Consider the following 4,667-nt stretch of genomic DNA (forward strand, 5'->3'; position numbering starts at 1 on the left):
CACGCCACCCTCAGCGATTCCAGCCAGGGACCAACATCCAGGCGCACTAACCATCAACCCTTTTTCAGGTCGAAGTAGCTAGCCCAGAGCGACCAGGGTGTCGCCGCGCTGCTCGAGCACCCGGGACCCGATCACGGCCGGGAACACCGGCTTACCGGCCGGCGGGGCGCTCGTCGACCGGTCCACCGGCAAGTAGCGCTCGTTGGCGCCACTGAGCGGGTCGTAAACCCCGAGCGCCCCGGTCAGAGGCACCAGCAGCCGGCCCGCCATCATCACGCCGGGCCCCAACGGCGTCTTGTCGCCCGCGGCGATGGTGTAGCGCAGCGCCAACGTATTCGCGTCGAAGACCATCAGCGAATCGCCGGTCCACCAGGTGATCACGCTGCCCGGGTGGGAAACCACCGCCGAGCGTGCCGGCGGCTTGGGGAGTGGCGTGCTCGACACGGTGGCACCGGCTTCGTCGATCACGTCGACCCGGGGCTGCGGTGCGGGCAGGTAGACCATCGTGGTGTTCTCGGCGACGGTCACTACCCGGGCGCCCGAATCCGGCGCGATGCCCGGTTCGGCCACGATGTGTTGTTGAGGTTCGTCGTCGTCCTTGCCCGGACGCAGCAGCACCAACCGGAGGTCGGCCTGATTCGCGCAGCTCTCCAGCACCGACACCGCCTGCGAGCTGCCCGCGGCCGAGATCAGCCTGCAGCCGGAGTGCAGCCCACGCGACGACGGCTTCACCCGGGCGTCAGTCTCGCCGTAGGCCAGCATCCGGACCATGTCCGAACGCCACAGCTCCAGCCGGGTGTCGCCGACGGACAACACGGTCATGCCGTCGGAGGAGAGCCGGACCCGCGGATCGGCATAACCGCTGCGGGCGGGCCCCCGGCGACCGGTGGCGCCGTCCAGCGTGCTCACCTGCCCGCAACCGCGATCGTCGCGGTAGACGCCGACGGCGTAGCGGTACAGCCACGTGACTCCGCACAGATCAACGTCGCGGGCGTAGCTCCAGCGAGACTGGCCGGTTTCGGGATCGCGCCCGTCGATCCGGCGGCCCGCGGCGGTGACGACCTCCCCGCCGGCTACCACGGGGGCCGTGCTGGCCGGGCTGGCGGCGCTCCACAGCTGCTTGAGGCCGGCGGGCACCTGACGGGCCGGGGTCGGGTTGGGTGCGGGAAAGGCAGCGGGCCGGCTGCTGGTGGCCCGGGCGTCGCTGTTCCACCAGAGCAACGCCGCGGCCGCGGCGACCACGACCACGATGGCGGCGGCGGCGACGATGTCGCCTGTGGTCCGGCGCTCGGGCTTGACCATGCGTCGGCGCGGGCTTTTAGTTGCTCGGTGTGGCGGCGGCCGCCGTAGCGGCCTGCCCTTGGGCGGGCTTGCGACGCCGACGGCGGCGCCGGGTGGAGCCGGCGTTGCCCGGGGGCGAGGCGGCCGGGGTTTCCGAGTTGGCCTCGCCGTTGGTGCTCGCGGCCCCGTTGTTCGACGGGTGCGCGGTGACGGGCTGGCCGCCGCGGGTTCGCCGGCGGGTGCCGGAGCGGCGCGCGGGCCTCTCCGACTTCTGCTGCGGCCTGTTACCGTCCCGATCGCTGCTGCGGCGCTGGCCTTGCGGCTTGCGCGCCGCGCCCACCGTGCCGCCGGCCTCGGCGGGGATGTCGAGCTCGGCGTAGAGGTGCGGAGAGTTGGAGTAGGTCTCTGCAGGCTCGGGGCAGTCCAGCCCGAGCGCCTTATCGATCAGCGCCCAGCGCGTCAGCTCGTCCCAGTCCACCAGGGTGACCGCGACACCGGTCTTGCCGGCACGGCCGGTGCGTCCGATGCGGTGCACATAGGCCTGCTCGTCCTCGGGGATCTGGTAGTTGATCACGTGGGTGACGTCGTCGATGTCGATGCCCCGGGCGGCCACGTCGGTGGCGACCAGCACGTCGATTTCGCCGGTCCGGAACGCCTTCAGCGCCTTCTCACGCGCCGCCTGGCCTAGGTCGCCGTGCACCGCGCCCACCGCGAAACCGCGCTCGGCCAGCTCGTCGGCCACCTTCTGCGCGGTGCGCTTGGTGCGGGTGAAGATCATCGTGGCGCCGCGGCCCTCGGCCTGAAGAATGCGGCTCACCATCTCCACCTTGTCCAGGGCGTGGGCCCGGTAGACGTACTGAACGGTGGTGTCGTGGGTGGCCGCCGAGTGCGGCGCTTCCGCCCGGATGTGGGTGGGCTGGTTCATGAAGGTGCGCGCCAGCGTGATGATCGGGTCTGGCATGGTCGCCGAGAACAGCATGGATTGCCGGTCGGTGGGGATTTGGCGCAGGATGCGCTCGATGTCGGGCAGGAAGCCCAGGTCGAGCATCTCGTCGGCCTCGTCGAGCACCAGCACTGAGAGCCCACCCAGCTGCAGGTGGTTCTGCTGGCTCAGGTCGAGCAGCCGGCCCGGCGTGCCCACCACGACGTCGGCGCCGGCGCGTAGCGCCTCGATCTGCGGCTCGTATGGGCGCCCGCCGTAGATGGGGACCACCGACAGCGGCCGGCCTCCCTCGGCGGTCAGGTGCTTGGCGGCCAGCGTCAGGTCATCGGTGACCTGCAGGCACAGCTCGCGGGTGGGCACCACGATCAGCGCCCGCGGCGCGCCGTTGAGCGGTCGCGTGGCGGTGCCGGCCGTGATGCGCTGCAGCAGCGGCACGCCGAACGCGAACGTTTTGCCCATGCCGGTGCGGGCCTGCCCGATCAGGTCGTCGCCTGCGAGCGCCATCGGCAGGGTCAGTTCTTGGATGGCAAAAGGGGTTTCGATGCCCTTTTCCGCGAGCGCGCGCACGATTTCGTCGCGGACGCCGAGTTGCGCAAAGGTCAGTTCAGTTGTGCTGGTGAGTGCGGTCATGCGTGGGTAATTAGCCTCTCGGTGGCGTATCGGTTGTTGTCGGTGTTTCTCTGTCGCGGTCACGCGCGCACGAGTTCCGACTCCGAATACGTCGCCGAGTCGCCGGCCCTGGCTCAGTCTGGAATGGCCCAGTTAGGGCGGGCCAGCTGTGCACGCACATTTCGCCGATGGCGGCTTTAAAAAAACAATTACGGCATAAATACAGCCGCCATCTACCTACATGATAGCTGGTCGACAACTGGCTCCAATTTTGCGCTGCTTGAGCCGACTACAGTGTTGCCATGACCCGGCCCTCCTGTGAGCCCGCTGCCGCCGACCAAATCGACGGATCGCCAGCCTCGCGGCTGTCGGCCGATCACCCGGGCGTCAACGAGCTGTTCGCGGTCTTGGCCTACGGCGAGATCGCGGCGTTCTACCGGCTCACCGACGAGGCGCGGATGGCCCCTGACCTGCGCGGACGGATTTCGATGGCGAGCATGGCCGCGGCCGAGATGCAGCACTACGAGCAGCTGCGCGACGCGCTGGAAAGCCGCGGCGTCGACGTGGTGTCGGCGATGTCCAAGTACGTCTCGGCGCTCGACAACTACCACCGGCTGACGATGCCCAGCACGTGGCTCGAGGCCTTGGTGAAGACCTATGTGGGCGACGCCCTGGCGGCCGATCTGTACCTGGAAATCGCGCACGGTCTGCCCGACGAGGTTGCCGACGTGATTCGCGCGACCCTGTCGGAAACCGGGCACTCGCAGTTCGTCGTCGCCGAGGTGCGCGCCGCGGTGACGGCCAGCGGCAAGCAACGCAGTCGCCTGGCGCTGTGGTCACGCCGGCTGTTTGGCGAAGCGATCACCCAGGCCCAGTACCTGCTGGCCGACCACGACGAGCTTGTCGACCTGGTGATGTCGGGCGCCGGCGGGTTGGGCCAGCTCAATGCTTTCTTCGACCGGATGCAGCAGACGCACGACCGCCGCATGCACGAACTGGGCCTGAGCTGAGGTTCGCCGTGATCGCAAGCGCGGCGTAGCCGGGCGTAGCGGGTCACGGCCATCGGGTTCGCCGTGATCGCAAGCGCGGCGTAGCCGGGCGTAGCGGGTCACGGCCATCGGGTTCGCCGTGATCGCAAGCGCGGCGTAGCCGGGCGTAGCGGGTCACGGCCATCGGCTCAGCCTGCGCAGGTCGCCATGTTCGAGGTGTTGGAGGCGATGATCCGCTGACCGGCGGCGTTGTAGATCGAGCAGCTGAGCCGACCGTAGAAGCTGGTCGCGACGACGGACTCGGTCTCCACGCCCGGGTTCAGCACCACCACCTTCGACCACGGCAGCGACACGTTGAACTCGGTCTGCGGCACGCCCCGCGCATCGGTATAGACGATGTTCACCAGGTCCAGCAGCTGCTTGGTGCCGTTCACGCTGTAGACGATCGTGCGCGGGTTGAGCGCGGCCGTCGGTGCTGCCGCCGCGAGCGGCGGCGCGACACTGGGTGCCGCCATCGCGGGCGGCGCGACCGGCGCGGCACTGGGAGTGGTGACCGTCGTGACGGTCTCGGCCGGTAACTGGGAGGGGCGCGGGGCGGCGCTGGGCGGCACGGATGCCTTGGTCGTCGCGGGTGCCGAGGTCACCGGGTGGGGGGCCGGCGCACCCACCGTGGCCTTGGTCGACGCGCTGTCGCCGCTGTTGATGACGACGGCGGTGGCGATGGCGCCGAGGGCGACGACTGCGCCCAGCACCGCCGTAGCAGGACGCCAGCGCGAATCGGCGGGCCAACCCGTCCAGTTGTAGTCGGCGTTCAGGTGGGGATCGGTGTCGCAGGCGTCGTCGTC

The 4,667-nt window shown here is 69.7% G+C and carries 4 protein-coding genes; 1 reads left to right on the plus strand and 3 read right to left on the minus strand.

Going from position 1 to position 4,667, the window contains the following annotated elements; translation table 11 throughout:
• Positions 1–78: 78 nt before the first annotated feature.
• Together A5686_RS01015 and A5686_RS01020 are read right to left on the minus strand one after the other, a co-directional pair.
• Positions 79–1,302 (minus strand): hypothetical protein, encoded by a 1,224-nt coding sequence (locus A5686_RS01015; RefSeq protein ID WP_067929914.1) that lies wholly within the window; start codon positions 1,300–1,302, stop codon positions 79–81.
• Between the two features lie 16 nt (positions 1,303–1,318).
• Entirely contained in the window at positions 1,319–2,854 is a 1,536-nt protein-coding gene (locus A5686_RS01020) for a DEAD/DEAH box helicase (protein ID WP_067929915.1), read from the minus strand.
• A 281-nt stretch (positions 2,855–3,135) separates the two neighbouring features.
• Here A5686_RS01020 and A5686_RS01025 point away from each other — a divergent pair, with 281 nt between their 5' ends.
• A complete protein-coding gene (locus tag A5686_RS01025; protein ID WP_067929916.1) occupies positions 3,136–3,843 on the plus strand; it encodes a ferritin-like fold-containing protein in 708 nt (235 codons plus the stop codon).
• 167 nt (positions 3,844–4,010) lie between these two features.
• Here A5686_RS01025 and A5686_RS01030 read toward each other — a convergent pair.
• The coding region (locus tag A5686_RS01030; protein ID WP_156749884.1) for an MmpS family transport accessory protein at positions 4,011–4,667 on the minus strand (657 nt) is incomplete at its 5' end.

It is taken from the genome of Mycobacterium sp. E2479, from assembly GCF_001667925.1.
GTDB lineage: Bacteria > Actinomycetota > Actinomycetes > Mycobacteriales > Mycobacteriaceae > Mycobacterium.

Coding starts and splice junctions, on each gene's coding strand:
- A5686_RS01020 (WP_067929915.1), bottom strand. CDS start 2,854: ATGACCGCACTCACCAGCACAACTGAACTGACCTTTGCGCAACTCGGC.
- A5686_RS01015 (WP_067929914.1), bottom strand. CDS start 1,302: ATGGTCAAGCCCGAGCGCCGGACCACAGGCGACATCGTCGCCGCCGCC.
- A5686_RS01025 (WP_067929916.1), top strand. CDS start 3,136: ATGACCCGGCCCTCCTGTGAGCCCGCTGCCGCCGACCAAATCGACGGA.